Source organism: Heliomarina baculiformis, assembly GCF_019966545.1.
GTDB classification, from domain to species: Bacteria; Pseudomonadota; Alphaproteobacteria; order Rhodobacterales; family Rhodobacteraceae; genus Heliomarina; species Heliomarina baculiformis.
The window spans coordinates 263228-290139 of the sequence record NZ_JAIMIC010000008.1 but is presented as its reverse complement, the minus strand read 5'-3'; the positions used below and the strand labels follow the sequence as shown (position 1 = coordinate 290139).

Here is a 26912-nt window from a genome sequence, read left to right as displayed (position 1 = left end):
GCGCGCACCCTGCGCCCCGGCGATCAAAAGGCGGCTATATGACACGTATTTCCAATTTCCTGTCCACCTGCGCGACCTGCACATCGGTCCTCGCGGGCGCGGCGGTGGCGCTGATGATGGTACAGGTCACGCTTGACGTGGCGATGCGCCATCTCTTCGGCAGCCCGCTGCCCGGAACCCTGACCATCGTCAGCTATTACTACATGGTTATCGCCGCCTTTGTCCCGCTGGCGCTGGCCGAACAGCGCGACGCGCATATCTCGGTCGAATTCGTCACCGATCTGATGCCCAATGGCATCCAGCGCCACCTTGCCGGGCTGATGCTGCTGCCCACCGCGCTTGTCACCGGCATGCTGACCTGGCGCACATGGGAGGCCGCGCTCAGCGCGATGGCCAAGGGTAGCGCCGAAATCAGCGGCGCGACCAAGATCGCGGTCTGGCCCGCCTATTTCGCCCTGCCCCTCGGCGCCGGCCTGATGACCCTGATCCTCGCCCTGCGCTTTGCACTTTATGTCATGGGCAAAACGCCCCAAGAGGCCCCTGAATGACCGGAGTTGAACTGGGCATTGCCGCCCTCGTCCTGCTGATCGTGCTGATCGCCCTGCGGATGCCCATTGGCATCGCCCTCATCGGCGTATCGATTCTTGGCCTCTGGATGCTGACCAACTGGCGCGTGGCATGGGGCTCGCTCGGGCTGATCCCCTATAAATTCGCGGCCAACTGGATTCTCAGCTCGGTCCCGATGTTCCTGCTGCTCGGATACATCTCCTACCACACCAAGCTGACCGAAGGCTTGTTCCGCGCCGCCCGCGCCTGGCTCTCAGTGCTACCGGGCGGGCTGGCGATTGCCGCGATCCTCGGCAGTGCGGGCTTTGCCGCCGTTTCCGGTTCTTCTGTTGCCTGCTCGGCCACCATGGGCCGGATCGCCGTGCCCGAGATGCTGAAATCCGGCTACCACCCGCAGCTGGCCACCGGCACCGTCGCCGTCGCGGGCACCATCGGCGCGCTTATCCCGCCCTCGGTCATCATGATCCTTTACGGCATCGTCGCGCAGGTCGAAATCACCCAGCTTTTCCTCGGCGGGATCGCCGCCGGTATCCTGACCGCGCTTGGCTATATCCTCGTGGTGATGATCCGCGTCACGCTCAACCCGTCGCTTGCGCCCTCGACGGATGACCGGGCCTCATGGGCCGAACGGATCGAGTCGCTGAAAGACACATGGCCTGTGATCCTCATCATGCTGGGCATCTTTTCCGGTCTCTTCGGGGGCGTTTTCACCCCGACCGAGGCCGGAGCCGTCGGCGCTTTCCTTGCCACCCTCGTGGCACTGCTCAAGGGCACGCTCACTTGGGGACGGTTTCAGGCCGCGATACAGGAAACCGTGCTGACCACCGGCGCGCTGATCATCATCGGTGTGGGTGCCAGCCTGCTAACACGTTTCCTCGCGCTCTCCGGCACCGGCGAATTCCTCAGCAGCTCCATCCTCGGCAGCGGCGCGTCGCCGGCGATGATCCTGCTGGGCGTGATCCTCATCTACCTGCTGCTCGGCATGTTCCTCGAACCCATCGGCGCGATGCTTCTGACCCTGCCGATCCTGCTTCCGGTGATCGACGGCGCGGGCTTCAACCTGCTGTGGTTCGGCATCATCATGACCAAACTGCTGGAAATCGGCATGATCACTCCGCCCATCGGCATGAACGTCTTTGTCATCAAGGGCATCGTGGGCAAAAGTATCTCGACCGGCGCGATTTTCCGCGGCATCTGGTGGTTTCTGGTCATGGACCTGATTTTGCTCGGCATTCTGGTCCTGTTCCCGCAATTAGTGATGTATCTTCCGACCACCTTCGGCTAAGTCGATTGTTTCAACATCCCGCCTTTCCGGCGGCAAGATCCGACAAGGAAACGGAACCGGCCATGGCAACCCGGCAGAAACAGGAACGCAGCACGAGGGGCGAGGAATCCTCGGCGCAAAAGATCAAGGACGCGGCCCTGCGGCTGTTCTCCTCAAAGGGTGTCGACGGTGTGACCGTCCGTGAAATCGTGGCCGAATCCGGCGCGCGCAACAACGCCTCGCTGCACTACTATTTCGGCTCCAAGGACGCGCTGGTCGATGCGCTGATCCTCGATTGCGCCCATGTCTCCGACAGCGCCCGCATCCAGAAACTGGATGAGATGGAGGCCAATGGCGGTCCGCGTGAACTCGCCGACATCATCCGCCTGATCGTCGAGGTCGAAACCACGCCCAGCGATGTCGAAGGCGTCGGCGCGGTTGCCTCAAGCCTCGGTCACATGCGGTTCGTCGTCGGGCTCAAGATCAACCACCGCAAGGCATTCATGCAGGCGCTCGCCGGGCATCGCACTTCGGGCTACATCCGTTGCATCGAACATATCTACAACCTTGTGCCGGACATGCCGAAAAGCCTGCTGAACCAGCGGCTGATTTTCATGGACCTGCTATTGATCTCCACTCTCGCCGCCCGCGAGGCCGCGTTTGAACAGGACCCCACCGGTGGCAAGCTCTGGGGCTCGCCTGATGCGATTGAAAACCTGATCACCTCGGCCTGCGGGCTGCTGACCGCGCCGCAGGGCTGACGGTTTTCACTGCACGCACGGTGTACAGGTTGTGTACAGCTAATGCATGGCTTGTGCCTGCCGTTTTTGGCTCAAAGACAGGCCCGTTCCAGCGCCGCGCAGACCGGTTCGAACACCTCGGCCCCGCCGCTGGCGATCATCACGAGGCAGGGGTCATCCACCGCGTCGACCGGAAAAATCTCCACCCGCGCGCCAACCGCCTGAACCAGTAACCCGCCCCTGTCCGGCGCACGCACGCGCCCCTTGATCCGATGCACCGCCTCGGGCAACCCGGCTAACGCGCCGCTTAAACTTGCCCGGTCCATCGCCCCCGAGGGCCGCCATGCCCGGCTGACAAAACCGCCCGTCTCTGCCCCCGGCACCTGCCAGCGCGCTCCGTCTTCTTGCGGGCCCAGCAGCAGCGCCTGTGGCAGTGCGCCCCGCGCCGCCTCGACCACACGCAGTCCCGACCGCAGACCCTGCAACCAGGCCCGCAACTCCTCGACCGAACCGCCAAGGTCCAGCTTGGTCAGCGCCACGATATCGGCACTCCGGATCTGGCTCTGCACCAGCCGCCCCACGAACTTGTCGCGCGCCCTCTCCCGCACGGTCTCGGCATCGACGGCGGTAATCACCGCGTCCAGTTCGAAGCCCGGCCAGTTCCCGACCAGCATCGCCAGCCGCGCCGGTTCGGCAACGCCGCTTGCTTCCATGATCACCCGGTCCGGCGGGTTCGGGCGCATCGCCATTTCGCTCAGCGCCGCGCCCATGTCATCGCCGATAGAGCAGCAGACACAGCCATTCGTCAGCTCGACCGCCGCGCCGTCCACCTCGCGGATCAGGCCCGCGTCGATATTCACCGCGCCGAAATCATTTACCATGATCCCCAGCCGCGCCCCCGTCGCGTTGCGCAGCAGGTGATTCAGGATCGTGGTCTTACCCGATCCCAGATAGCCCGACAGCAGGGTGATCGGCAGGCGGCTCATGTCTCGATCGGAAAGGGCTGGCCCTCGAACACCGTGCCCCAGATCTCAATATCGCGCAGCGCTTGCGGCTCGACCTCCCAAGGGTCTTGTTCCAGCACAGTGAAATCAGCCTTTTTGCCCGCCCGGATCGACCCGATTTCGTCTTCCATCCCAAGCACATAGGCCGCATCAATGGTGATCGCCCGCATCGCCGCCTCAAGCGAGGTGCGTTCTTCGGCACACAGCACCGCGCCGGATTCCGCGATCCGGTTCACCGCCACCCATGCCGAATTGAGCGGCAGTGCCGGAGCCATCGTGAAATCGGAATGCAGCGCGAAGGTCACGCCCGCCCGTTCCAGCGAACCCATGCGCGCCATCTGCGAGGCGCGCTCATAGCCGATGGAATCCCGCCAATAAGCCTCGCCCAGCTCGTGCAGATAGTAGACATTGGCCGAGACAATCGCGCCCAGATCCTTGATCCGCCGCACCTGTTCCTCGTTCGACACCCCGAAATGTTCGATGGTGAACCGGTGATTGAACCGCGGCTTTTCCGCCTGAAGCTTTTCAAGCGTGTCCAGCGCCAGTTCGACGCCCATGTCGCCGGTGCAATGCACATGGATCTGCTTACCCTCAAGCCAGAAGGCGCGGGCGTGGTCATAAAAGGATTCCGGTGACATCAGCCACTCGCCATGATGCCCGTCGATAAAGCCCGGCTCGCGCATCTGCATCAGCTCGGCAAAGAACCCGCCATCGGTGAAAAGCTTGACACTGTTACCGAAAAACAGCCGGTCCGTGTCGCGCCCTTCAAATTGGCGCACCCGTTCGACGTTTTCCTGCGCGTTGCCCTCGAATGTGCCGCGCTGCAGGGCGCGGGGAATGATCTTCATCCGGAAGGGCACCGTGTCATTGTCCAGCGCGCCCTTGAGAAGCTGCCATTCGATCTGGTCGTTCATCATCGGATAGGCCAGTTCCCCGATGGTGGTGTGCCCGCCCAGATGGACGGTCTGCTTGACCAGTTCCAACCCTTTCATGAACCGCTGCGGGGCCAGCAGAACCTTGTTCATCGCCTGCGCCGCCAGCGCCATGCCGGTCTCGAAGAACCTCCCCGACTCCAGATCGATCTGCGGATGCCGTTCCAGATCCTCGCGCGCCGTGCCCATCCATTCGATGGCCGCATCATTGGCGATGATCTCGTGAAAGGATCGCTGCCAGACAAAAATTGGCTTGGTCGAGGATACCGAGTTCAGCGCCTCGCGGTCCACATTGCCATGCCAGATCCGGTGAAAGCCCCAGGTGACGGTGATTTCCTCGCTGCCGTCATCGGCGGCAATGATCTCGGACAGGCGAGCAAGGTAGTCTTCGTGGCTGGTGACTGCCGGACAGGTCCGGTCTGGCAGTACCCATTCCATCGCGGTGATGAAATGGCAGGGCATCAGGATCGCGCCAAGAGTCGGGTGCAGGTGCGGGTCGATGAATCCCGGCATCAGCACCTTGTCCTCGAATCGCGTGTCGATGCGGTGGGGATGCGCGTTCAGCCAGGGTTTCAGCGTCTCAAGCGTGCCGACCTCGATGATCCGCCCGTCGCGCACCGCGACGGCGCTGGCCTCGGGCATGGCCCCGGTCATCGTGCGGATCTTGCGCGCGGTGAAAACGGTGATGTCGCTCATCTGTTCTGGCTCCTGTTGGGCATGTCCCCGGCCTGTCCCGGTGGGTCTTTAGAAATTGGCCTGCGCAAAGGACCAGACGATCACGGCGTCCCCCGGCCCCGGATTCCGGCAGGAATGGCTTCCGGTCCCGTTCAGTTGGAAACTGTCCCCTGCGCTTAACGAAAGTGTCTGACCGTCGATGGTCAGCTCAAGCTGGCCCGAAACGATGTAACCGCCCTCATCCCCCTTGCGGGCGCGGCCCTCGGGGCCGGTCCCGGCCTCGGGCGCAAAGGTGGTCAGCACCATTTCGAGGTTCCCGTTCAGATGCGGCGACAGCAATTCCTCGCGCACGCCGGACTGGCTCAGGTTGATCTCGCGCCGCGCGCCGCGCCGCACCACATAGGCGCTCTCGGCAGAGTCCTCCTGCTCCGCGTGCGAAAAGAACCAGCTGATCGACACGTCGAGCCGCCGCGCGATCTTGTCCAGCGTATCCAGCGTGATCGGGCTCACCCCGCGCTCCAGCTCGCTCAGATGACCGACCGACCGGCCAATTGCCTTGGCCATATCGCTGAGCGTCAAACCGCGCGCCCGGCGTAATTCGCGAATCTGCCGCCCGACCGGTTCGCTGGCATTGTTCAGATCGTCTTGGGCTGTGTCGCCACGTCCAGCCGACCGCTTCGCTTGAATATTTGTCGAAGTCACGAGGATTTTCCCTTCTAATTTCACTGGACTGAAAAATTCGTTGCATTTTTTCACAAGCGTTGCAACAGTTCTGGATATTACAAACACAAGACGCCGGAAAAGCCGCGCAAATAATCACCAACAGAGGACCATAGATGCTTGATACTTTCCTGAAATCGCTCCCTGTCGCGCTTGCCGCGACCTTGGGCGCGGCCTCGCTCGCGCAGGCCGAACCAAAGGCGGGCGGCACACTTACCGCCTTTACCTCGGGCTACCGGACCCTGAACGCCGCCGTGCAATCGGGGGCCGCCACCGGCGCGCCCGCCTCGCAGATCTTTGCCGGTCTGGTCACCGTCGGCACCGATTACGCCATCGAACCCTATCTCGCCGAATCCTGGGAAGTGTCCGAGGACCAGCTCACCGTGACCTTCGATCTCGTCGACGGCGCGACGTTCCACGACGGGGAACCGATAACCGGCGAGGACGTGAAATTCTCGATGGAGGTGGTCAAGGCGAACCACCCCTTTGGCCAGAACATGTTCGGCCATGTCACCAGCATCGACACGCCCGAGGCCGACAAGGTCGTGCTGCATCTCGACCAGCCGGTGCCGGGTTTGCTGATGTCGCTACAACCGCTGCTGATGCCGGTGCTGCCGAAGCACATTTATGACGACGGGCAGGACATGAAGACCCACCCCCGAAACATGGAAAACGTCGTCGGTTCCGGCCCCTTCATGGTCGAGGAGAACGACCCGACCCAGCGCCTCACGCTGGTGAAATACGATGATTTCTTCATCGACGGCCGTCCCTATCTCGACAAGATTGTCTTCCCGCTGATCAAGGATCCGCTGACCCGCGTGCTGATGCTGGAAAAGGGCGAGATCGACTATGCACCCTTTGCCGGTGTCCGCCCGAATGACGCCACACGCCTTGAAAAGGCAGACGGGGTGAATGTCACCACCGACGGCTACGGCGCGATCGGCTACGTGCATTACCTCGAGCTGAACCTGCGTGAAAAGCCGTTCAACGACCACGCGGTGCGCGAAGCACTCGCACATGCCATCGACACGGATTTCCTCTCCAAGGTCATCTTCGGCGGCCGTACCCAGCCAGGCACCGGTCCGCTGCACACGGGCAACCCGTTCTATTCGGCGGACGTGCCCATGTACGAACCCGACATGGAAAAGGCCGCCGCCCTGCTGGATGAGGCTAGCTATAGCGTTGGCGACGACGGCACACGGTTCTCTTTCGTGCTCGACGTGCCAAGCTGGGCCCCCGCCGCGCATGTGCCGATGGCCGAATACATTCAGGCGCAGCTTGCCAAGCTGAACATCACCGTCGAACTGCGCAAAGCCCCGGATTTCGGCACATGGGTCAAGCGCATCGCAAGCTGGGATTACGACGCGACGATGAACGGATCCTTCAACTATCCCGATCCGACCATCGGCGTGCATCGCCATTTCGACTGCGACAACATCAAGAATGTGATCTGGTCGAATACCCAGGGCTACTGCAACGAAGAGATGGACAAACTGCTTGATGCGGCCGCGGTGGAAACCGACATGGACGCCCGCAAGGCGCTCTATGCCGATATCCAGAAGATGGCGCAGGAAGACCTCGTGTTCATCTACATGCCGCAGGATTTCTCGGCGACGGTCTATTCCGACCGTATCGGCAACACACCCGCATCGCCCTTTGGCGCGCTGGCACCGTTCACCGACGTCTACCTCGAAGAGTAAAGAGCCAACCAGAAGGGCGGCCTTCTGCGCCGCCCTCCCGATCTCCACCACTCACGAAAGGGACCGCCCCCGTGCTCACCGGACTGCTGCGCAAGCTCGCCAATGCTGTATTATTGCTTTTCGCCGTGCTCGTGCTGAATTTCGCTTTGATCCACATCGCCCCCGGCGATCCGGTCGAGGCGCTGGTCGGTGAGATGGGGGGCGCGACCCCTGAACTTATCGCCGAGTTGCGCGAAAGCTTTGGCCTCGATCAGCCGCTTTATGTGCAGATCGGCCATTACCTCGGTCGCGTGCTGCAGGGCGATCTTGGCTATTCCACGTATTACGACCAGCCGGTGACCCACCTGATCGCCGAGCGCATAGGGCCGACCTTGCTGCTCGTTACCGTCGCTCTGCTCTGGGCCATCGTCATCGGCACCATTCTTGGCGTCTTTTCCGCCCAGCGCCGCAATTCATGGATCTCTCACCTCGTCACTGTGTTGTCGCTGGCAGGCTTCTCCGCCCCGGTTTTCTGGATCGGGATCATGCTGATCCTGCTTCTCTCCGTCGCCTACCCGATCCTGCCGATCTCGGGCATGACCAGCACAGAGACCGCGACAAGCACCATCGGCTATATCCTCGACGTGGCGCATCATCTGGTGCTGCCCGCGCTGACCCTCGGTCTGATCTACCTTGCCTTTTACAGCCGCCTGTCGCGCACCAGCATGCTCGAAGTGCTCGAGACAGACTATGTCCGCACCGCCCGCGCCAAGGGCCTGCCGAAACGGCTGGTGATCTACAAACACGCGCTGCGCAACGCGGTGCTTCCCGTCGTCACCTTTGCCGGCCTTCAATTCGGACAGGTGATCTCCGGCGCGGTGCTGGTTGAGACCGTTTTCGCATGGCCCGGGCTGGGCACGCTGGCATTCGAATCGATCCTGCGCCGTGACACGCCCACCCTGCTGGGCATCCTGTTCTTTTCCGCCCTGATGGTCGTGGTGATGAACCTGCTAACCGACGTCATCTACCGCCGGATCGACCCGAGGATCAAAGCCACATGAGCGTCACCGACACCACCCCTCCCGTCGCCGCGACCGCAGGCAAACCGCTGCCTAAACCGGTCTCGCCCTCGCGGCAGGTCTGGCAGATGTTCCGCCAGAACCATTCCGCGATGATCGGGCTGTTCATCCTGTTCGCGATCATCGTGATCTCGATTATCGGGCCGTCGCTTTATACGGTGTCGCCGCGCGATATGGTCTGGATGCCGCTAACCCCGCCGGGCCAGTCCGAATACCTGCTCGGCACTGACTACCTTGGCCGCGACCTGTTGGCCGGACTCATCAACGGCGGTCGAGTCACCATCACCATCGGGTTTTCCGCCGCCGTGCTGACCATCCTGATCGGCGTCACCATCGGCGCGCTGGCCGGGTTCTTTGGCGGCCGGATCGATAACGTGCTGATGCGCGTGACCGAGTTCTTTCAGGTCCTGCCGAACCTGCTCTTTGCGATGGTCGTCGTGATGCTCTTCTCGCCCTCGCTGATCAACATCGCCATCGCCATCGGCATCGTATCATGGACCTCGACCGCCCGCCTGACCCGCGCTGAATTCCTCAAGATTCGCGAGATGGATTACGTCAAGGCCGAACGCTCCATCGGCGCAGGCAATGCCCGGCTGATCTGGAAGGTGATCCTGCCCAATGCCGCGCCGCCGCTGATCGTGGTGGCCGCCCTGTCTATCGGCTCGGCCATCCTGTTCGAGGCGGGTCTGTCCTTTCTCGGTCTTTCAGATCCCAACGCGATGAGCTGGGGCCGCATGATCGGCGACAACCGCCCCTATATCCTCGACAGCTCATGGGGCGTGACCTTTCCCGGCATAGCCATCTTCCTGACCGTGCTGGCCATCAGCCTCGTCGGCGACGGGCTGAACGACGCCATCAACCCGAAATTGAGACAGCGATGACCAGCTCTTCCCCTCTCCTCTCGGTTCGCGATCTAGAGATTTCCTTCCGCACCGGCGGGCGTGAAATCCCCGTGGTACGCGACCTCTCCTTTGACCTTTCCGCGGGTGAGACCCTTGGGATTGTCGGCGAATCCGGCTGCGGCAAAAGCATCACGGCGCTGTCCCTGATCGGCCTCGTTCCCAGCCCGCCGGGCCGCGTCTCCAAGGGGCAGATCCTGCTGAACGGCGAAGACATCGTGACCGCTGGCGAAGACCGTCTGACCCGCATCCGCGGAAATGAAATCTCGATGGTGTTTCAGGAACCGATGACCTCGCTCAACCCGGTCTACACGGTGGGCGAACAGATCGCCGAAACCGCCCGCGCGCATTTCGGCAGCTCGCGCGCCGAAGCATGGGACCGCGCCATCGAAATGCTGAAACTGGTCGGCATCCCCTCGCCCGAGCAACGCGCGCATAACTATCCGCACCAGCTATCCGGCGGGATGCGTCAGCGCGTGATGATCGCGATCGCGCTGGTCTGCGAACCCAAGGTGCTGATCGCGGATGAACCGACCACCGCGCTCGACGTGACGGTACAGGCGCAGATATTCGATCTGTTCCGAGAGCTGCAGCGCAAGATCAAGGCGGCCATCATCCTCATCACCCATGACATCGGCGTCGTCGCCCAGATGTGCGACCGGGTCATGGTCATGTACGCGGGCCGCAAGATCGAGGAAGGCCCCGTCCGCTCTTTCATCCGCGACCCGCGCCACCCCTACACGCGCGGGTTGATCTCCTGCATCCCCAAGCTCAGCCGCGATCCAAGCGACACGCCGGAACCCCTGTTCGAAATTCCCGGCGTAGTGCCAAGCCCTGCCGATCTCGCCGAGCTCAAGGGCTGCGCCTTTGCGCCGCGCTGCAACCGCGCGATCAATGAATGCCAGTTGCACAGCCCCGCCCTGACTCCGCTGGGCTCGGACCGCGCCGTCGCCTGCCTGCGCCAAGAGGAGATCCCCGCATGAGCGAAATATCGGCCCTCAGCGTCTCGGACCTCAAGGTCCATTTCCCGGTCGGCGGCGGCAAGGTCGTCCATGCGGTCGACGGAATCAGCTTTGACATCCCCGCCGGCGTCGCCTTTGGCCTCGTGGGTGAATCCGGCTCCGGCAAGACAACCGCCGCCATGGCCTGCGCCCGTCTCAACGACGCGACCGACGGCACGATCCGGCTGGGCGGCGATGACATCACTCATCTTGACGGCGACCAGATGCGGCAGGCGCGCCGCGACATCCAGGTCGTTTTTCAGGACCCCTACGCCTCGCTCAACCCACGCGAACGCGCCGGGGCCATCGTGCGCCGCCCGATGGATCTCATGGGGATCGGCACGCCCAAGGAACGCGAGGATCGCGTCGATGAGCTTTTCGCGACCGTGGGCCTGCGCGCCGAGCAAAAGGCGCTGTTTCCGCACCAGTTCTCTGGCGGGCAGCGCCAGCGCATCGGCATCGCCCGGGCGCTTGCCACACGGCCCAAACTCATTGTTTGCGACGAACCCGTCTCGGCGCTGGACGTGGCCATTCAGGCGCAGATCCTGAACCTGCTTGGACGCCTCAAGGCCGAATTGGGCCTGTCCTACCTGTTTATCAGCCATGACCTTGGCGTGGTCCAGCACCTCTGCGACAAGATCGCGGTCATGTACCTTGGCCAGATCGTCGAGATCGGCTCACGAAGCGCGATTTTCCGGCGACCCATGCACCCCTACACGATGGCGCTCATCTCGGCTGTGCCAACGCTCGAGGCCGGGATGGACGCAGGGATGCGGCTGAAAGGCGACCCGCCCAGCCCGATCTCCCCGCCCGAGGGATGCCGCTTTGCCGGGCGCTGCCAGTTCGCGCAGGATCGCTGCCGCCAGCAAAGCCCGGTACTTTCCGGCGATCCGGATGGCCAAAGGGTTGCCTGTTTCCGCGCCCGCGACCCCGAGGTCGCAGCGCTGAGGGACAAGCTGACCAGCACTCCCGCCTAGGCCCCGACACCCACGTATTGATGCAGCAGGCTCTTGTCGCTGCGGACCTCTTCGATGTCGAAGCGGGCCTTGATCTCGCCGTGGTTCATGAACGCCACCCGGTCGGCAATCGGCAGCACCGCATCGACCCGCTGTTCCACCAGCAGGATCGCGACGCCATCGTCGCGCAGCTTGACCACCGCCTCACGGATACTGGCAATGGCCGAGGGCATCAGCCCCTCGGTCGGCTCGTCCAGCATCAAGACCGAGGGGTTCACGCAAAGCGCGCGCGCCATTGACAGCATCGTCTGTTCACCCCCCGACAGCGTACCCGAACGTTGTTTCATCCGCTCGCGCAACACCGGGAACAGCCCCAGCGCATAATCCAGCGACTCCTGCCCCGAATGGCGCGTCATCAGCCCGATCTCGAGGTTTTCAGCCACGCTGAGTTCCGAAAACAGCCGCCGCCCCTGCGGCACATAGCCGATCCCGCGCCGGGGAATTTCGGAGGCGGGCAACCCGGTCAGCTCTTCTCCATCCAGCCACAGCCGCCCGGCCGCAGGCCGCACCGTGCCCATGATCGCCTTGAGCGCGGTGGTCTTGCCCGCGCCGTTCCGGCCCATCAGGCAAAGCACCTCACCTCCCTTCACGGTAATCGAGAAATCCCGCAGCGCCTGACTGCGGCCATAAAAGGCGTCATAGCCCTCGACGCGCATCTCGCTCATGCCGGCGCTCCCAGATAGGCGGCCTGCACCGCGTCATTGCTGACGATGTCACCGGGGCTGCCCTCGGCCAGTACCTGGCCAGTCTCCAGCACGGTGATCCGGTCGGCCAGCGCCATCACCACATCCATGTTATGTTCGATCAGCAACACCGTGGCCGATTGTGCCACCCGCCGCACGACCTCCTGAAAGTTCCCGATCTCGGAATCCGACAGGCCCTGCGTCGGCTCGTCCAAAATCAGCAGCTTGGGTTGCAGCGCCAGCCCCATCGCCACCTCAAGAAGACGCTGATGCCCATAGGCCAGCGTTCCGGCGGTTTCATATAGCAGATCGCCCAGCCCGACCTCCTGCGCCGCCTTGGTCGCCGCCCGCGCGATCTGCACCTCGCTGACGGGCTTGCGCGAAAACAGATGCGGGCGCAGCCGGTTCTGCGCGGCGATCGCGATATTTTCCAGCACGGTCATCGCCCCGTAGATATTGGTGATCTGGAACGTATAGGCGATCCCCATGCGCACCCGTTTATGCGCGGGCATCCCGGTCACGTCGCGATCTTCAAAAAACACCTGCCCGGCCGAGGGTTTGATCCGCCCCGACAGCAGGCTGACAAAGGTGGATTTTCCCGCGCCGTTCGGCCCGATGATGGCGCGGATCTCACCGGGGTCCAGCGCGAAATCGACGCCATCCACCGCCTTGAGCCCGTCGAAATGGCGTGACAACCCCTTGGTACGCAGCAAGGTCATTTCAGCCACCCCAGCCATCTATCGCGGATCGTGCCAAGGATACCCTTGGGAAACCACAGGTTCACGACGATAAGCAGAACACCGATCACGATCAGGTAGGCGGTGGTGATCCCGCTTAGGCGATCAATCAGCATGGTCATTACCGCCGTACCCAAGAGCGGACCCAGCAGCGTTCCCGGCCCGCCGATCAGCGTGTAAAGCAGCGCCTCAATCGAGTTCTGGAACCCGGCAAAGGACGACCCGATATAGCCGAACATCAACCCGTAAAGCGCCCCCGCCGTGCCCGAAATGGTGCCTGATACGGTAAAGGCGGTCAGCTTGATCGCATAAGTGTCGAAGCCCAGCATCTGGGTGCGCGGCTCATTCTCGCGCACCGCCACGAACAGCCGCCCCAGCGGCCCCTGCGTGATCGCGAAAAGCACCCCCAGCACCACTGTAAAGATCAGCAGCGCAAGGTTGAACCGGGCCGTGTCCGAGGTCATGTCGACGACGAAGCCGAACAGGCCAAAACTACGCGCATCGGTCGGCAGGGTCAGCCCCTGATCGCCGCCAGTGATACTGGTGAACTGGAGCGTCATCAGATAACCCGCCTGTGCGAACATCAGCGTCACGATCATAAACGACACGGCCTGCGTGCGCAGCGCCAGCAGACCGATCACCAGCGACACGGCAAAGGCGCCAATGATCCCAAGCAGAAAGGCGACCGGCAAGGTAACGCCCCAGTAATAGGTCGAGAGACCCGCCGCATAAAGACCGGCGGCAAAGAACATCGCATGCCCCAGACTGAGCAGCCCGGTATAGCCCATCAGCATGTTGTACCCCATCGCAAATACCGACAGGATCAGAATACGGGTCAGCGCAAGCGTCAGATAGGGCGGCAGCACGAATTGCAGCACGAAAAGGACGATGACCGTTACGACGCAGAGCGCCAGCAATTTACCATTATGCAAGGTCATGACCGGTGATTTCCGCCTGTCTGATGTACAGGGGGTGTACAGGTTGTGTACGCAAAACATACAGGCGTCATACGCGGTTTGACCTTCCAAACAGACCCTCGGGCTTGAACACCAGAACAAAGGCGACGAGCAGGGTGGAAAAGATCTTGGCCGCCGTCGGCGAGAAGAAAACCGAGAGCAACCCGTCGGACATGCCGATCAGGATCGCGGCGGCGATGGTGCCGGGGATCGACCCCAGCCCGCCCACGATCACCACGACGAAGGACAAAAGCAGCGGGTCGCCGCCCATCAGGTAGTGCGCCTGCTGGTTGGGCACGACCAACACGCCGCCAATGGCTGCCAGCATCGCGCCGATGGCAAAAACGATGGAATAGACCCGGTTAACGGGTATGCCAAAGTTCTGCGCCGTCTCGCGGTCGAACTGGGTAGCCCGCATGACCAGCCCCCATTTCGAGCGTTTGAGCATCACCCAAAGCCCCGCCACCAGTACCAGCGCCATGACGACGGTGAATAGCTTGTAACTGGAATATCCGAACCACGGCGTGCGGATCGTATAGTAAAACGGCGCGTCGACGGCTCGGGCGTCGGGGCCAAAGCTCATCAGGGTAAGCTGTTGAATGATATAGAGCATTCCGATGGTCGAAACGATGGTGCCTTCGGGATCGTAGTTGATCCGCTTGAGGATCGCCCAGTCTGCAAGGTAGGCCAGCATCCCGACCAGCAGGGGCGCGACAACGAGCGCCACGCAGAAGGCCAGTGCCGGGTGGCCGGGCACGAACTGCGCGCAGGCCCAGGCACCGACCGCGCCAAGCATGTAAAATTCGCCATGCGCCACGTTGACCACGCGCATCACGCCGAACACGAGCGAAAGCCCCAGCGCCGTCAGCATGAGCACCGAGGCCATCACCAGCCCTTCCAGCCCGGCCAGCAGGAGATAGGGCGCAAGATCCATCATGAAGTCACTCCTTCAGCCCGCCGTGTCGGGGGTGAAAGCAAAGAGGCAAGAAAAGGGCGGCAGGTCAATGCCTTGCCGCCCTGATGCGTTTGATCAGAAGGACATCTGGGTATAGTCCGTCTCATCCTCGTAGAGGGTTTCCTCGATCGAGGTACGATAGACGACGTCAAGCTTGCCATCCGTGACTTTGGAAATGTTCTGATGGGAAAAGGCCTGGTGAGTCTTGCCGTTGAACAGCTTTTCGCCTTGCGGGAATTCGTTCGACGCTTCAAAGCCTTCGATGGATTCCATTGCCTCGAGGAAGGCGATTTTCTGGTCAGGGCCTTTGTAATCGGCCATTTCCATCGCCTGCTTCATCGCGAACAGCGTCTCCCAGACCGAGAACATGTGTGCATAGGTCGAGATGTCGCGCGCATCGTCCACCGATGCACCGTTTTCATCGACGCCAACCTTTTCGCGATAGAACTTGTCGAACTCTGTCTGGTCAGCTTGGGCATAGCGCGCATGACCTTCCCAGAAATGCGTGCCCTCGAGGTATTCCAGCTGCGGGATACCGATGTCGACCGCCTCCAAGCTGTCGATAAAGCCGAATATTTCCGGACGGTTAGAGCCCAGATGCTCGCCCAGTTCCTTGACGAAGGTCATCACGGCGGGGCCAACCATCACGTGATAGATGACCTCGGTATTGAACGGGATGCGTGGCATGTAACGGGTGAATGTCGTCTCGGTCGGCGGGATAGCGATGTCGGCCACGACTTCGCCGCCCTGCGCCTTGATCGCGGCGGTCATGTTGTCGCGATGGTCATACCCAAAGGCATAGTCGGGGTAGATCAGGGTGATCTTCTTGCCGAGGTTTTCCGAAATCCACGGTGCCATCGAACTGACCTGGCTTTTCACGTCCGAGATCGACGGCTGGAAGCAGTAGCGGTTGAACCCACCCGCCGCCAGCGTATGTGCCTCGGAACACAGGAAATAGGGCATCTTCAGTTCACCCGCACGCGGGGCCGTCGCCGCCGCGACGTGCGAGAAGAGATGGCCGAAGACAGCGTCGACCTTGTGCTCTGCCGAGAATTTCTCGATCAGCTCGACGCCGCGTTTCGGGTCGGTGCCGTCATCCTCGACGATCATCTCGACGGGCATGCCGTTGATGCCGCCGCCCGCATTGATCACCTCGAGCGCGGCGTTAGCGGTACGTTCATACCAGCGCCCGTAGGATGCACCGATGCCGGTGCGGTGGAACGGGGCGCCCAGCCGGATCGCGTCGCCCGCCTGTGCTCGCGCCCGCCCGATTATTCCCGGGCTGGCCAGCAGCAAACCTGTCCCTGCGAGTCCCGCGAGAACGGAACGGCGATTCTGGCCCTTGTTCATAACTCTCATGATGTAACTCCCTTTTGTCCCTGTTGGTCTTTACCCGGTATCGGGCTGTCCGGGTTTGCCCGGGCGTTGCCGCGCCTTTTGATAGCGGTCACGGCAAAGATTAACCGACATCCGCCGGTTCGAAAGAAAAATTAACCTTTGCTGCGGTTTTTCCATGCGATTGCCCGGATTTGGGCGGTTCGGGAAAAAAGGCGTTGGATCAAACACCTCTCTCAACCCGCGCTTTCCCGCCCAAGCTGAACCACCAGTGTACGTTTCGCGTCGAATGTGATGCCGGAAGTGTTGACGTAACAGGCAAGGGGCGCTTAACCTGACAAGTGTCAGTCTGGCTTTGCGACGAATAATGCCGGACCGTCACAAGAAGAGGGGAGGCTTCTTTGTTCGCACTGATAGACACGACTTTGGCTATCACGGCCCAGCGCGGGTCGGTTACCGATCTGCGGGTCCGGGCGTTCCCTGCTGACAATTATTAGCGACACCGGATCGGGACATTCTCCGAACCGGCGCGACAGATCACGACAAACGATCCTTGGGAGGAAATTATGAAGAATGTTACGTCTTTGGCGTCCGGCGCGGTAACCGCGCTGGTCTTGTCACTTGGGCTGGCAGGCGGTGCGACGGCAGAGGATTTCGAGTGGCCGCGCTTGCTTGTCATCGGGACACCGGGCACGTCGAGCGGCAGTTTTGCGTCGACAAACGGCTGGGGGCCGATCTTGCAGAAGGAAACCGGCACCACCGTCCGCATCGTTCCCGAAGACAGTGAAACCCAGCGCTATCGCCGCCTGACCGATCGGGAAGATATCGCGATCTCATCGGTTTCCGCGTCTGAAATGCGCTACCAAATCCAGGGCATCGACGGCTATTCGCAGACCAAGCCGGTGGCCCAGCGCATCCTATGGCATCACAACGACACGCCGTGGGGTTATGTCGTGGCGGGCGACTCGCCGATCAAGAGCGTGCAGGACATAAAGAACGGCGGCGTGCGCATCACGCAGGGCGTATTTTCGCCCCCGATGGTTTCGGCCGTCACGGTCGGTCTTCCGGCCATGCTGGGCATGAGTGAAGACGAGGTCTCGGAGAAGATCGAATTCGTTCCGGCGTCGTCCTATGCTGAAAACTGCCGCTCGGTGGTCGAAGGCAAATCCGACATCGCCTATTGCTCGCCGATCAGCTCGGTCCTGTCGGAAATGGAAGGCGCGCCGGGTAGCATCCGCTGGCTGGACCTCGACCCGGCGGACAAGGAAGGCTGGAACGCCTATCTCGCCGAACGTCCAATGCTGATCCCCGCCGAGATCGAGATGGGCGTCAAGACCGCGCGCGGCGTGAACGGGGCGACGTCTAACTTCGTCTACAGCGTTCCGGCCACCACGGACGTGGATTTCGCCTATAACATGGCGAAGTGGTTCCATGAATCCTTTGACGCCTACAAGGGCACGCACCCGCTGGCCACACGCATGTCGATGGATCAGTTCCGCAAGTACCTGAACCGCACCCCGCTGCCGGTCCACGAGGGCACGGTGAAATACCTGCGCGAAATCGGCCAGTGGAGCGATGAGGACGATACTTGGAACAACAAGGCCATCGAGACCATGGACGCCTGGATCAGTGCCCGTCAGGAAGCGTTGAAAGCGGCGCAGGAACAAGGGATCGAAATCAACTTCGAGAACCAGGAATTCCTTGATCTCATGAAGGAGAAGACCGCCGGCGTGGAGAATTTCCAGTCGCGGCTTTGACAGGCTGATTAAATGCGGGGCGGCGCTGATCGCCCCGCGTTTTTGCCGTTTTCATCTTTAACCTATCGGGCCGGTACATGTCTGACAGCATCTCATCCCCTTCCACTGAGGACACTGCGACCCAATCCTCGGATTTCACCCGCCTCGGTGGGACTTATTCCCTCTGGAGCCTCGTCTTTGTCGCGCTTGTCGCCATAGGGATCGGCACGGGTGTCGCCTATGCCTTTGGGCTGCCGATACTGGGTAAGCGCCTGCTCGAGGGACAGTATTACTGGGTCTTCATCGGCATCTTCTCGGCCTGCGCCTTTATCGCTATCCCCGCGCATCGCAACCAGACCAAGGTGCCATTCTACGACGTGATCGCGGCTGTGGTGATCCTTGCCATCAGCCTATATTTCTCGACCCACGCCTGGGACATGGTGCAGGCGGGATGGACGAATATCCCGCTTGGTATCGTGATCTGGGCCCTGATGCTGGAAATGGCCCGCCGGTCCGGCGGCATTCCCTTCCTGATGGTCGTGTTCTTTCTTGGACTCTACCCGCTGGTCGCGGATTACTTCCCCGGCCTGCTGATGGGCATCCCCTATAGTTTCGACCGGCTGATGGAGGCCCACGTCTTTCGCGCCGAAGGCATGATGGGCATCACCACCAAGATCGTGGCCGAGATCGTGCTGGGCTTTCTGGTCTTTGCCGGTGTGCTGATCGCCACCGGGGCGGGCGAGTTTTTCATCAATCTCGCGAATGCCGGTTTCGGCAAGTATCGCGGTGGCCCTGCCAAGGTGTCCATCGTCGCCTCGGCCTTTTTCGGATCGCTCTCGGGGTCGATCTTTTCCAACATCGCCGGGACAGGGTCGATCACCATTCCGACCATGAAAAAGGTTGGCTATCCGCCGCATTACGCGGGCGCCATCGAGGCCTGCGCCTCGACCGGCGGGGTGGTGATGCCGCCAGTCATGGGTGCCATTGCCTTTGTCATGGCGATCACAATCGGCGTCGATTACGCGACTGTCATGATCGCGGCGATCCTGCCCTCGCTGCTGTTCTATTTCGGTCTGATCCTTCAGGTCGATGCCTATGCTGCGCGCAAGGGGCTGGACGGGGTTGTCGACCCGGATCAGCCGTCGGCATGGCAGGTGCTGCTCAAGGGCTGGCCCTTCATGTCGGTGCTGGTCTTCCTTGTCTGGGGCCTGCTTTACATGCGCTGGGAATATTACGCGCCGTGGTATGCCTGCATCCTCATGGTCGCCTTAAGCTTTCTGCGCCGCGACACGCGGATGACTCCGCAGCGGCTGATCGAGACCGTACGCCAGATCGGGCTTCTAGTGACGCAGACCACCGCGATCATCCTGCCCATTGCCTATGTTGTCAGCGCGCTGACCATTACCGGCGTTACCGGCTCTGTGACCTCCGGACTGATCGCGCTGGGCGGAGACAACGTGTTCCTCATCATCGCATTGGGAGTCGTAGCCTGTTTCATCATGGGCATGGCCGGTCTTGCCATCGTCGCATATATCTTCCTTGCGGTGACGCTGGCCCCGGCCATCATCGAGATCGGCGGGCTGAACACTGTCGCGGTGCACTTCTTCATCATCTACTACGCGATGTTGTCGGCGATCACACCACCCGTGGGCGCGGCGGCATTCCTTGCGGCGACCATCGCCGGGGCGAAACCGATGCGGACCTCTTTCACCGCGATGCGTCTTGGGGTGGTGATCTACTTCGTGCCGCTGTTCTTCCTGTTCCAGCCTGCGCTGGTGCTTCAAGGGGATCTGACACCACTGATCTACGTGCTGCCGTCGATCATCATCGGGATCATGCTGCTGTCGGGCGGGCTGGAAGGATACCTGCTGGGGATCGGTCACGTGCGCCCTGCCCTGCGTCTGCCGCTGGCGGCAGCAGGGTTCGCGTTCAGCTTCCCCGGGTTGATGACAACCCTGATCGGCGGCGCGATTTCCGCGCTGCTCGTCGGGTTGATCATTGCGGATAACAAGAAAAGGAACGTTCCCGCCGAATAGGGGGCGTTCAGCGCGGGCCGGTCTCTGCGATCAGCTCGCGCACCATCGCCGCCGCACCGACGGCCACGGTACGGATCACGGTTTCCTCGGGAATGTCACGGCTCAGCCAGTCCCGCATCGGCGCATAAACCGACAGAAAAAGCAAAACATTGGCGAGAACCTCAAGCTCGGCATCGTCCAGTTCCCTGCCCGAGCGTCGGCGCAACTGGTCCGCTATGTCTTTGATCAGCGCGAGTTCGCGAATTCGCATCGCATGGCGATCCTCGCTTAGCAGGTGCGGCACCGAGCGATAGGCCAGCAAAGCGCCGTTGCGCTTTTTGCTCCATGTTTCCCTAAAATAGCCGACAAAGACCTCTTCAAGCGGGATGCTGGTATCATCGAGTATTTCCGGCAGTGTTTTAACATCCTGTCGGAACCAGACCTGATTCAGCAGGCGGCGCAGGATATCGTTCTTGTTGGCGATATAATCGTAGATGCTGGCCTGATTGACCCCTGAGCGAGCGCAGATGTCGCGGATCGTGGTCGAGGCAAATCCTTTTTCGAGGAACAGCTCAAGTGCCGCATCACAAATCTGTTCGCGCCGGGACTGGACCAATGCCTTGTCCTGCACATTTGTTATCTCGGCTTCTTCCAGCAGTTGCTGACGCACAGTGTCGAGCCGCATTATTCCTTGTCCGCCTTGCAAGCAGCCACTCCCCAAGCCGATCCGCTGTTTCAAGGCTACCGCCCGGATCGGGTCCAGACAACCGGCAAACGCGCCATAAGACACAGTTGGTAGAGACAAAAAGCCGGTTTGCCCGTGCTTGTGACACGAGAGTCGCGGTTAACCAAATTTGTCAGTGTTTTCGACGGATCTGAGGCCGCGATTTACGGCGCGACCAACCCTTTTCGCAGGGCTGTCAAATCGAGGTTGCGTGACATGAAAAGCGCGCCTGCTTCGATGGCGTCTTCATAGAGTTTCGGATCGAGCGTCAGGATGCCGGGCGGCTTGCCTGCCAAGCGGATACGGCGGATCGCGTCGATCACGGCCTGCCGGACGTCGGGGTGCGAGGGCTCTCCGGGATGGCCGAGCGAGGCGGCAAGGTCGGCGGGGCCGACAAAGATCGCGTCGATTCCGGGCACAGCGGCGATGGCCTCGATCTGGTCCAGCGCCTCTTGCGTTTCGACCTGCACGATAAGACAGATTTCTTCGCGGGCCTTGCGGTGATATCCGGCGATCTTGCCGAACCGGGAAGCGCGCGTGCTGCCGGACACGCCCCTGATCCCGGACGGCGGGTAATCGACCGAACCAGCGGCAAGCGCGGCTTCTTCGGCATTCTGAACATAGGGGACAAGGATCGTCTGCGCGCCCAGATCCAGCAGTTTCTTGATCTCGGCCGGGTTCAGCGAACCGGGGCGCACGATGGGGGTAACCGGGTATGGTGCGACTGCCTGAAGCAGGGGCAGCACGCCATTCGGATCCAGCGGCGAATGTTCCGTGTCGAACATCATCCAGTCGAACCCGCAATCCGCCATCATTTCCGCCGCAAGGCTGTCGCTCATCGTGCACCAGATTCCGTGCTGAAGCTGCCCTTCGCGCAGCGCGGATTTGAAACGATTCACAGGCAGTTCGGACATGAGGACCTCACTTTTCAAAATGTCGTTTCCCGGTTCTATCGCAGACAGGGGAGCACGTCCGCCGAAAAATTTCTGGTCCGGCGCAGGCTGCATTCAGGGGGAATTTCAAGACCTTGCGCAGGGACACGAAAATCACGAAATTCTCATGCATGCGATGGGGTCGCCGTGCTAGGGTTCGGGTCAGCGTAAAGAAACGGGGGGAGGCCGGCGTGGATACGGGTACGGCGAGCGGCAGAACAAATAACGCGCAGGATGGCGCGGATCTCGTGGAGCTTTTGCGCGGATGCAGCAGGGGCGATCGGGCCGCGCTCAAAGCCCTGTACGATGCCGAAGCCAGCCGCATGACCGGCGTTGCGATGCGTATTCTTTTCAACCGCGATCAGGCCGAGGATGCGGTTCAGGACGCCTTTATCCAGATATGGCGGAAAGCGTCGCGCTATGACGTGGCGCTCGGCTCGCCCCGGGCGTGGATGTACACGATCGTCCGGTATCGCGCGATAGACATCCTGCGGGCACGCGGCAGGGAACAGGTGACGGAACCGGAAGATCTCGACAAGCTACGCGAGGATGCGGTGGATCTTTCTTTTCGTCGGCTCGACAAGAACGGTATTCTCTATCACTGCCTGAAAGCGCTGGAAGATGACCGGCGCTATGCGGTTCTGCTGATTTATGTTACCGGGCTGACGCAGGAGGAAGTCGCGGGCAAGCTGGGCCGACCGCTTGGCACCATCAAGAGCTGGCTGAGACGCGGATTGCAATCATTGAAGGCGTGCTTGTCATGACCCGCGCAGAACTGCTGAACCTGTTCGGACAGGATGACGATGAATTCCGGGCCGAGGCCGAGGCGACGCTTGCGCCGACCACTGCCGCCGCGCGCAAGCAGGCCGAAGAGATCGCGGGCGAGCGCGAGAAGTTTCATGAACTTGACCTGACCGCAGAGTCCGTTCCGCTACGACCCGAGGCTTGGGCACGGATCGAGGAAGCGCTGGACGAGCCAGAGCCCGAGACCGGGTCCAATGTGGTCCGGATTGAACGAAAGAAATCCGAAGATGCACAGGCAACGCGCTGGCGACCAACGGCGCTGCTTGCGACCGCAGCCGCGCTGGTTCTTGCCATGGGGCTTGCCTGGCAGCTGATTCAGGCGAAACCGCCGACGATGGTTGCCATCCTCGTGGATGACACCGGCGAGTCGATTGCCATCGTCGAAGCATTCAGCGACACCCGGCTGCAGGTGACTCCGCTCGCGCCCATCACGCCGGAAAACGCGCAGGTTCTGGAACTCTGGACTCAACCCGACCCGGACGGCCCGCCAGTTTCCATCGCTGTCATGGAACAGGGCGAACGGACCATGTTGTCGGCGCAGGACCTGCCGCAGCTTCGCTCCGACCAGTTCTTTGCCATTTCGGTTGAACCGGAGGGCGGATCGCCGACCGGGCTTCCGACTGGACCAGTGATCGGTCAGGGGGTTGCGCAGCCGGCCTATTGAGGCGTTGGGCAGAGACATTAAGAGCCTAAATCGACCGCCCTGCGTGAGTTGACAAGTCAATTGTGCGGCTATCGCGCCACAGCATGCTGTCCAGAAAGCAAATTCCCAACAGAAACAGTTGGTTGTATCCGTTCTGAGAGATAAAAGATTATTAAAACAAATACCTAAGTGAAGGCCGATCCAACGGTCGCAGACGATTTCGTCAAGAGACGCAGGCAGCAGCATGAGACCATTTGCTTCCCGATACCGGTCATTCAGGCTCCGACGTTTCCGAGGAAGCCTCGGATGAACCGTCTCGCTTGCTCCGTGCCTGTCGGAGTTTCGACTGCGCCGGTGCCGCCCTTCTCGAACCGTATTGTCATAAATGCCGAGGGGGTTCTCAAGTAATGCAAGCCACTGACCAGACCCAGCAGAAGACTTTCGAAGAGGCCAAGTACAATCAAGCCGTTCTCGACACCGTGGCGGACGGGATTGTCTGTATCGACGCGCGCGGAACAATCCGAACCTTCAACAAGGCGTCGGCAGAGATATTCGGCTATACGGCGGAAGAGGTCCTTGGCCAGAAGATCAACATGCTAATGCCAAGATCATATGCCGACCGCCACGACGAGTATCTTGAGAACTATGCGAAAACCCGCGAGCCAAAGCTGATGAACAGCAGGCCCGAGGTGGAAGGCAAGCGGAAATCCGGAGAGATTTTCCCTATGGAAGTCGCCCTGACCGAAGTCGCCTATAATGACGAGATGATTTTTGTGGGGGTGGTACGGGACATCACCGAGCGCAAGCGGATCGAGCAATTGAAATCCGAGTTTATCGCAACGGTCAGTCATGAGTTACGCACCCCGCTTACCTCGATCTCTGCCCCGCTTGCCCTGATCCACAGCGGCAAGCTTGGCGCGCTGCCCCAGATGGTGTCGAGCACCACCGAAATCGCGATGCGCAACTGCGAGCGCCTGACGTCGTTGATCAACGACCTGCTTGATTTCGAAAAGACGTCATCGGGCCGCGCCAAGTTCAACATGCAGCTTTACCGGATCGAAGAGCTGATCAGTCAGGTTCTGCAGGAAAACTTCACAATGTCCGAAGACTTTCCGATCCGGCTCAACCTGCCGGAGGAAACGGCGGACGAGCGCATTCTGGTCGACAAGGAACGGCTGCTCCAGATCCTCGGGAACTTCGTATCTAACGCCGTGAAATTCTCGGACGATGAAAAATCGGTCGAGCTTTACGCGGAACGCAAGACAGAATCCGTGCGGATATCGGTTGTCGACCGGGGCATTGGCATTCCCGAGGAATTCCACGACAGGATTTTTCAGCGGTTCTCGCAGGTGGACGGATCGACCACGCGGAAAAAGGGCGGCACCGGCCTTGGCCTTGCGATCAGCAAGGAGCTGGCAAAAAGCATGGGGGGCGAAATCGGCTTTTCCTCGAATGAGGGACAGGGCTCGACCTTTTGGGTAGAATTCCCGCAGGAACGCCGACCGTCCTGAGATACCGACCACCTGTATGCTAGGGCCAAAGCGTGGGCCTTTTCAGCCGCGCCGGATGACCCGCCAAAGCGCGAATACCACCACGCCGTTGGAAACCGCTAGTACGGCAATGAGGCGCAGGGTCAGGTCCGGACTGGCCGCGCTTATCAGCCAGGCGCCGAGCATCGGCGCCGCTGCGGCGGCAATGAGCGAGGGCCGCGCCAGCTGTCCGATGATCGCCGGATAACGGTCGACGCCGAATACCGCGAGCGGTAGCGCTCCGCGTGCAATCGAAAACAGCCCGTTGCCTCCGCCAAAGAGGATCAGCGCCATTCCGGCCCAGTCCAGGCCCGACGCGAGCAGGAGGACGCCGGCTCCAATGCCCACCGCTGACGCGATCATGGTCCAGATCGGGTGATGCCTCCCGCCGCCGAGCATTTCGAGAACTCTCGCGGCAACCTGTGACGGACCGATCAGAGTTCCCAAGCCGACAGCTGCGGCCAGCGCGTAGCCCTGCGCCTGCAGAAAGGTGAACAGCCATGTGGCGATATTGACCGCGATCAGCCCGTTCAAAACAAGCAGGACGCCCATAAGGATAAAGACAGTTTTTTCCTGCCCCAGCAGCTTGGCTTTTTTCGTCGTGCCAGCGGTCGTCTCGGGCACGCGTTTCTGTTCTACCGGGAGGACGATCAGGACCAGAGGCAGGGTCAGGCAGATATGGATGACCGCATAAGCCCCGGCAACACCGCGCCAGCCCCATGTTTCCAGCATCACCGTCGAAAGAGGCCAACAGACGGTGCTGGCGAAACCTCCCCAGAGTGTCAGCATGGTGATCGCGCCTCTCGCATCCGCTCCGTATAACCGGCCCAGCGACGCAAATGCCGGATCGTAGAGACCGGCCGCCATGCCTACGCCCAGCAACAGCCAACCGAGCCAGAACAGCCAGAGATTCGGAGCTATCGAGATCACCGAGAGGCCGAGCGCGATCAGTATGCAACCGATGGCAAGAACAGGACGCCCGCCGTGGTGGCTTATCGCCCGCCCGACGGTGGGCGAGGCAAGCCCCGCGATGAGCATCCCCCCCGAGAGCGCCGCCGTGATCCCGGACAGCGGCCAGCCCGTGTCAGCGGCAATCGGTGCGGCGAGCACCGCCATCAGGTAGTAGGTGCTGCCCCAGGTAAAGATCATCACCACGCCCAGCGCGGAGATCACGGCCCCTTTCGAGGCCTGCGTTGGTCTGGCGATGTCGACCATAATTTCAGGCAAGCGACCAGAAGTGGAAAAGCAATCCGGTAGCGAAGGCCCCCGAAAGGGAGAGAGCGATGTAAAGGGCGAACACCGGCGGGCGTGCCAATGCCCATACGGCAAGCGCCGCCGGGATCGAGGTAACCCCGCCAGCGACAAGGAAGGCGAGACCGGCACCGGGCGACATGCCCTGCTCGATCAGCCCGCCGACAAGCGGCAGCGCCGCGTAACCGTTCAGATAGGCGGGCACGCCGATAAGCGTTGCGATGGCAATCGGCTGGATACCCGTCCCGCCAAGCGAAGCCGTGATGGTTTCAGCGGGCACCCATGCCAGCATGAGGCTTTCCAGCAGGAAGGCGAGGAACAGCCACTTGGCAAGGAACATCGTCGTGGACCAAGCAGTACGCGCGAATGTTGCCCGTCGTGCCGGATCGGTCCAGAATTTCCAGACCACCGGCTTTGGCGCGCGGATCTTTGCCCCGCCGCAGCCGCCGTTGCTGACACCCTCGCGCAGGGGATTCTGGATCGCGCCGCTTTTCGACAGGAGATGGACGGTGATGCCACCGAACAGGCCCAAACCGATGGCAGCGAGCGTCTTGGCGAGGGCGAATTCCATGTCCAGCACACCAGCCGTCAGGAAAAACATGGAGGGGTCCATGATGGGAGAGGCCAGCCAAAAGGCCATGACGGCCGACAGTGGTACGCCCATCGCCAGAAGTGCCGCGATAAGGGGGATGACACCGCAGGAGCAGAAGGGAGAAAGCCCGCCTGCAAGCGCGCCCAACCCAATCATCAGCAGTGGCGCCCCGACAAAAGCCTTTGCGATGAGGTTATCAGCACCGGTCGCTCCGGCCCAAGCGGCGATCGCGATGGAAAGCAGTAAGTAAGGAGCCGTATGCAGCAGCGCTGCAACGGCAAAACCGGTGCTTTCGGCTGCCTGCTGAGTGTCGAAAATGGTCAGCAAAACCACGATAGCGAAAGAGGCCAGCCAGACGCGGTGATCCTTCCACAGAGTGCGAAGCCAGATACGTGGGCCGTTCGGGGTAATCGTCACATCGGTCATCGCCATTCCTCCGGCTTG

Annotated in this window: 25 protein-coding genes; 13 read left to right on the top strand and 12 right to left on the bottom strand. The window is 61.4% G+C overall.

Features of this window, described 5'->3' with window-relative positions; genetic code table 11:
- Positions 1-38: 38 nt before the first annotated feature.
- The 3 genes from MF268_RS19400 (at position 39) to MF268_RS19390 (ending at position 2592) form a co-directional block, all read left to right on the top strand.
- Positions 39-548 carry a TRAP transporter small permease gene (locus tag MF268_RS19400; protein WP_238372507.1) on the top strand — a complete coding sequence of 170 codons (510 nt, stop codon included), beginning with the start codon at positions 39-41 and terminating at the stop codon, positions 546-548.
- Positions 545-1852: a TRAP transporter large permease gene (locus MF268_RS19395; protein ID WP_238372506.1), complete on the top strand. Its 1308-nt coding sequence runs from the start codon at positions 545-547 to the stop codon at positions 1850-1852. The genes MF268_RS19400 and MF268_RS19395 overlap by 4 nt, the downstream gene beginning before the upstream one ends.
- A 62-nt stretch (positions 1853-1914) precedes the next feature.
- A complete protein-coding gene (locus MF268_RS19390; protein ID WP_238372505.1) occupies positions 1915-2592 on the top strand; it encodes a TetR/AcrR family transcriptional regulator in 678 nt (225 codons plus the stop codon).
- Between the two features lie 71 nt (positions 2593-2663).
- Here MF268_RS19390 and MF268_RS19385 read toward each other — a convergent pair whose 3' ends face one another.
- The 3 genes from MF268_RS19385 to MF268_RS19375 are packed head-to-tail and all read right to left on the bottom strand — an operon-like array spanning position 2664 to position 5884.
- Positions 2664-3557: a CobW family GTP-binding protein gene (locus MF268_RS19385; RefSeq protein ID WP_238372504.1), complete on the bottom strand. Its 894-nt coding sequence runs from the start codon at positions 3555-3557 to the stop codon at positions 2664-2666.
- Positions 3554-5203 carry an amidohydrolase gene (locus MF268_RS19380; protein WP_238372503.1) on the bottom strand — a complete coding sequence of 550 codons (1650 nt, stop codon included), beginning with the start codon at positions 5201-5203 and terminating at the stop codon, positions 3554-3556. The genes MF268_RS19385 and MF268_RS19380 overlap by 4 nt, the downstream gene beginning before the upstream one ends.
- 48 nt (positions 5204-5251) lie before the next feature.
- Positions 5252-5884: a helix-turn-helix domain-containing protein gene (locus tag MF268_RS19375; RefSeq protein ID WP_238372502.1), complete on the bottom strand. Its 633-nt coding sequence runs from the start codon at positions 5882-5884 to the stop codon at positions 5252-5254.
- A 134-nt stretch (positions 5885-6018) separates the two neighbouring features.
- On the opposite strand from MF268_RS19375, the gene MF268_RS19370 reads away from it, so the two are divergent.
- The 5 genes from MF268_RS19370 (at position 6019) to MF268_RS19350 (ending at position 11537) form a co-directional block, all read left to right on the top strand.
- The gene (locus MF268_RS19370) at positions 6019-7602 is read left to right on the top strand and encodes an ABC transporter substrate-binding protein (RefSeq protein WP_238372501.1); all 1584 of its coding nucleotides are present in this window, start codon (positions 6019-6021) and stop codon (positions 7600-7602) included.
- A 71-nt stretch (positions 7603-7673) separates the two neighbouring features.
- Positions 7674-8642: an ABC transporter permease gene (locus MF268_RS19365; RefSeq protein ID WP_238372500.1), complete on the top strand. Its 969-nt coding sequence runs from the start codon at positions 7674-7676 to the stop codon at positions 8640-8642.
- The gene (locus MF268_RS19360) at positions 8639-9541 is read left to right on the top strand and encodes an ABC transporter permease (protein ID WP_273545084.1); all 903 of its coding nucleotides are present in this window, start codon (positions 8639-8641) and stop codon (positions 9539-9541) included. Before MF268_RS19365 ends, MF268_RS19360 begins: the two co-directional genes overlap by 4 nt.
- Entirely contained in the window at positions 9538-10542 is a 1005-nt protein-coding gene (locus MF268_RS19355) for an ABC transporter ATP-binding protein (protein ID WP_238372499.1), read from the top strand. Before MF268_RS19360 ends, MF268_RS19355 begins: the two co-directional genes overlap by 4 nt.
- Entirely contained in the window at positions 10539-11537 is a 999-nt protein-coding gene (locus MF268_RS19350; RefSeq protein WP_238372498.1) for an ABC transporter ATP-binding protein, read from the top strand. Before MF268_RS19355 ends, MF268_RS19350 begins: the two co-directional genes overlap by 4 nt.
- On the opposite strand, the gene MF268_RS19345 is transcribed toward MF268_RS19350, so the two are convergent.
- The 5 genes from MF268_RS19345 to MF268_RS19325 form a co-directional block, all read right to left on the bottom strand.
- Positions 11534-12241 carry an ABC transporter ATP-binding protein gene (locus MF268_RS19345; RefSeq protein WP_238372497.1) on the bottom strand — a complete coding sequence of 236 codons (708 nt, stop codon included), beginning with the start codon at positions 12239-12241 and terminating at the stop codon, positions 11534-11536. The genes MF268_RS19350 and MF268_RS19345 overlap by 4 nt on opposite strands.
- Positions 12238-12978, bottom strand: coding sequence for an ABC transporter ATP-binding protein (locus MF268_RS19340; RefSeq protein WP_238372496.1), 741 nt, complete (start codon positions 12976-12978; stop codon positions 12238-12240). The genes MF268_RS19345 and MF268_RS19340 overlap by 4 nt, the downstream gene beginning before the upstream one ends.
- The gene (locus MF268_RS19335) at positions 12975-13934 is read right to left on the bottom strand and encodes a branched-chain amino acid ABC transporter permease (protein WP_238372495.1); all 960 of its coding nucleotides are present in this window, start codon (positions 13932-13934) and stop codon (positions 12975-12977) included. Before MF268_RS19335 ends, MF268_RS19340 begins: the two co-directional genes overlap by 4 nt.
- A 67-nt stretch (positions 13935-14001) precedes the next feature.
- On the bottom strand, positions 14002-14886 hold the full coding sequence (locus MF268_RS19330; protein ID WP_238372561.1) for a branched-chain amino acid ABC transporter permease: 885 nt from the start codon (positions 14884-14886) through the stop codon (positions 14002-14004).
- A gap of 96 nt (positions 14887-14982) precedes the next feature.
- Positions 14983-16266: an ABC transporter substrate-binding protein gene (locus MF268_RS19325; RefSeq protein WP_238372494.1), complete on the bottom strand. Its 1284-nt coding sequence runs from the start codon at positions 16264-16266 to the stop codon at positions 14983-14985.
- A 542-nt stretch (positions 16267-16808) separates the two neighbouring features.
- Between MF268_RS19325 and MF268_RS19320 the strand changes: the two genes are divergently transcribed.
- A complete protein-coding gene (locus MF268_RS19320; RefSeq protein ID WP_238372493.1) occupies positions 16809-17999 on the top strand; it encodes a TAXI family TRAP transporter solute-binding subunit in 1191 nt (396 codons plus the stop codon).
- Positions 18000-18076: 77 nt separating this feature from the next.
- Positions 18077-20014, top strand: a complete 1938-nt coding sequence (locus MF268_RS19315; protein ID WP_238372492.1) for a TRAP transporter permease — start codon at positions 18077-18079, stop codon at positions 20012-20014.
- A 7-nt stretch (positions 20015-20021) separates the two neighbouring features.
- Here the strand turns inward: MF268_RS19315 and MF268_RS19310 are convergent, their stop codons facing one another.
- Both MF268_RS19310 and MF268_RS19305 read right to left on the bottom strand, forming a co-directional pair.
- Positions 20022-20678 carry a TetR/AcrR family transcriptional regulator gene (locus MF268_RS19310; protein WP_238372491.1) on the bottom strand — a complete coding sequence of 219 codons (657 nt, stop codon included), beginning with the start codon at positions 20676-20678 and terminating at the stop codon, positions 20022-20024.
- A gap of 203 nt (positions 20679-20881) precedes the next feature.
- A complete protein-coding gene (locus MF268_RS19305) occupies positions 20882-21631 on the bottom strand; it encodes an HpcH/HpaI aldolase family protein (protein WP_238372490.1) in 750 nt (249 codons plus the stop codon).
- A gap of 209 nt (positions 21632-21840) precedes the next feature.
- Here MF268_RS19305 and MF268_RS19300 point away from each other — a divergent pair, with 209 nt between their 5' ends.
- The 3 genes from MF268_RS19300 to MF268_RS19290 all read left to right on the top strand — a co-directional run bounded on the left by MF268_RS19300 (position 21841) and on the right by MF268_RS19290 (position 24607).
- Positions 21841-22413 carry a sigma-70 family RNA polymerase sigma factor gene (locus MF268_RS19300; protein ID WP_238372489.1) on the top strand — a complete coding sequence of 191 codons (573 nt, stop codon included), beginning with the start codon at positions 21841-21843 and terminating at the stop codon, positions 22411-22413.
- Positions 22410-23117 carry an anti-sigma factor gene (locus MF268_RS19295; RefSeq protein ID WP_238372488.1) on the top strand — a complete coding sequence of 236 codons (708 nt, stop codon included), beginning with the start codon at positions 22410-22412 and terminating at the stop codon, positions 23115-23117. The genes MF268_RS19300 and MF268_RS19295 overlap by 4 nt, the downstream gene beginning before the upstream one ends.
- A gap of 386 nt (positions 23118-23503) precedes the next feature.
- A complete protein-coding gene (locus tag MF268_RS19290; protein ID WP_238372487.1) occupies positions 23504-24607 on the top strand; it encodes a PAS domain S-box protein in 1104 nt (367 codons plus the stop codon).
- Positions 24608-24649: 42 nt separating this feature from the next.
- Here MF268_RS19290 and MF268_RS19285 read toward each other — a convergent pair whose 3' ends face one another.
- Together MF268_RS19285 and MF268_RS19280 are read right to left on the bottom strand one after the other, a co-directional pair.
- The gene (locus MF268_RS19285; protein WP_238372486.1) at positions 24650-25840 is read right to left on the bottom strand and encodes an MFS transporter; all 1191 of its coding nucleotides are present in this window, start codon (positions 25838-25840) and stop codon (positions 24650-24652) included.
- Between the two features lie 4 nt (positions 25841-25844).
- Entirely contained in the window at positions 25845-26894 is a 1050-nt protein-coding gene (locus tag MF268_RS19280; protein WP_238372485.1) for a permease, read from the bottom strand.
- Positions 26895-26912: the final 18 nt, after the last annotated feature.